3 protein-coding genes are annotated in these 2065 nt (G+C 67.0%); all 3 read right to left on the bottom strand.

Annotation, left to right across the window (positions count from 1 at the left end):
- Positions 1-88 precede the first annotated feature (88 nt).
- Complete coding sequence (locus QK444_RS35865; protein WP_282786506.1) at positions 89-964, bottom strand: cyclopropane mycolic acid synthase family methyltransferase; 876 nt, start codon at positions 962-964, stop codon at positions 89-91.
- Between the two features lie 210 nt (positions 965-1174).
- The gene (locus tag QK444_RS35860) at positions 1175-1714 is read right to left on the bottom strand and encodes a hypothetical protein (RefSeq protein WP_282786508.1); all 540 of its coding nucleotides are present in this window, start codon (positions 1712-1714) and stop codon (positions 1175-1177) included.
- A gap of 50 nt (positions 1715-1764) precedes the next feature.
- On the bottom strand, positions 1765-2065 hold a 301-nt coding region (locus QK444_RS35855; RefSeq protein WP_282786504.1), incomplete at its 5' end, for a hypothetical protein.

The raw sequence follows: 2065 nt of genomic DNA, 5'->3' as shown, positions 1-2065 counted from the left end.
TTACAACGCCCAGCTGTAGCCGGGGGTGTGACGCCTCGGGCCTGCGGGCGGGTGTAGCGGCACGTCCCTATCCACCGGCCGCCGTCCGCTATTTGACGCAGGTGAACTGCATGACATCGATGAGCCCGGAGCGGAATCGGGCCGCGCAACCGGTCAGATACCGAATGTAGGTGTCATAGGTTTCCTCGCCGCACAGCGCGATGGCCTCCGCGCGGCGTTGCCGCAGCGCCGCGGCCCAGTGGTCCAGGGTCTTGGCGTAATGCGGTTGCAGCGGGTGAATCCGCTCCACCGTGAAATCGGCGGCCTCGGCGAATTCCTTGACGCCGCCGAATGCCGAGCTGGCCGGAAACGGGAGGCACCCGCCCGGGAAGATCTCCTTCCGAATGAACTTCAGGAAATCGACATCGTCGCGGGTGTAGGTGATGCCGTGATCGTGCAGATGTCCCTGTGTGTACATGACGATGGTGTGCAACAGCATTCGACCCTCGTCGGGCAGCGCGGCATAGGCGAAGTCGAAGAAGTCCGCGTAGCGCTCCCGCCGGAAGTGCTCGAACGCGCCGATGCTGACGATCCGGTCTACCCGCTCGTCGAACTCCTCCCATCCCTGCACCCTGACCTCGGCGCGGCGACCCGAGGGCCGCTGGTCGAGCAGCGATTCGACATAGGCGTGCTGGTTGCGACTCAGGGTCAGGCCGATGACGTTCACGTCGTACCGCTCCAACGCCCGCACCATGGTCGATCCCCAACCGCAGCCGATATCGAGCAGTGTCATTCCCGGCCGCAGGTCGAGCTTTCCGAGCGCGAGGTCGATCTTGGCCAGTTGTGCCTGTTCTAGGGAGTAGTCCGGGCGCTCGAAATATCCGCAGCTGTAGGTGCGGGTCGGATCGAGGAACAGGAAGAAGAATTCATCCGAGAGGTCGTAGTGCGATTGGACATCGGCGAAATAGGGCGTGTGTCGACTCATGCGGTACCTCCGAGATTCGTCCACGGGCAGGCGGGATTCGATCAGACATGCGGGGACCGAGCGATATGAGCCGCCGCGGACTGCCGGACGGTAGCGCGGCGGTGCGATTCGGTGCAGGAGTATAGGCACGTCGGGAGGCCGACGACCGCTCGCCGCGCGGGACGCGGGCGGTGAATCCCGCCCGCGTCCCGTGCGCGTCATCGGAGATGTCTACGGTGTCGTCGGCTCCGGATACGGCCAGGTGAAGCCGATCGCATCGCCGACGCGGAGCGCCCGCCAGCGCGGAGCCAGCACATCGAGGCGATCGACGATCCGTTCGAGGGCGGCGCGGTGTGAGTCGTCCAGTTCCGCCTCGGCGGCGGCCCAGGAGGGGCGCCGCGCCGTGGGGTCGTGCCGCCGCGCCCAGTAGACCAGGCACAGCCCGGCGAGTCGCTCGGACAGGTTCATCTCGTTGTCGCCGTCGTGATCGGTGAGGCGCAGCCGGTCCTCGCGCTGGCGCTGTTTGCGGGAATGGCGGCGGGCGGCGCGGGCATCCTGCGCGCCCGTGGACACCGGGCGGAACGCGCCGCCACCGCGGGCGGCGCGACCGAACACCCCAGCGGTCAGGCCGAGCTCACATTCCACCAGGTAGTGCGCCAGATCGTGCGGGACGTCATCGTGATATCCGGGAGCCGGATCGAGTTCGCGGGCACCGTGCGCGGCATCGGTCACCACCGTCGCATAGCGACGCTGGCCGGTGCGTTTGAACATGACCTCCACCCGAACCACGGTAGGACGGGGTCGTGGGCCCGCGCATCCGATTATTCGGCGCGGTCGCGCGCCAGCTCGTCGACGATCTCCCAATCGTTCGGATGGCCCTGCACCGACGGGTCGTAGAGCACGACGAACCAGAACCGCTGCGGGGCCGAGAGCGGGAACGGGCCGACGCTCAGCTCCTCGGAGGTGTAGCGGTCGTCGCTCATCATGCGAACCCAGATGGGTCCGCCCTCCTGGCGGTCGATCCACTTCTGGAAGACCGAGCGGGACGGTTTGGCGGCCATGATGACCGAGAGCAGCGGGAGCGCGTCGAGCTCGTCGACGGTGGAAACGAACCGTAGGGCG

The sequence above is a fragment of the Nocardia sp. CC201C genome, from assembly GCF_030010695.1.
In the GTDB taxonomy this organism is placed as follows: Bacteria; Actinomycetota; Actinomycetes; order Mycobacteriales; family Mycobacteriaceae; genus Nocardia; species Nocardia otitidiscaviarum.
Note: the sequence above shows the minus strand (reverse complement) of the source record. Positions and strands in the feature narration are given on the sequence as shown.

Excerpts from the sequence above, each read along its gene's own strand:
- QK444_RS35865 (WP_282786506.1), bottom strand. The coding sequence starts at position 964 with ATGAGTCGACACACGCCCTATTTCGCCGATGTCCAATCGCACTACGAC.
- QK444_RS35860 (WP_282786508.1), bottom strand. The coding sequence starts at position 1,714 with ATGTTCAAACGCACCGGCCAGCGTCGCTATGCGACGGTGGTGACCGAT.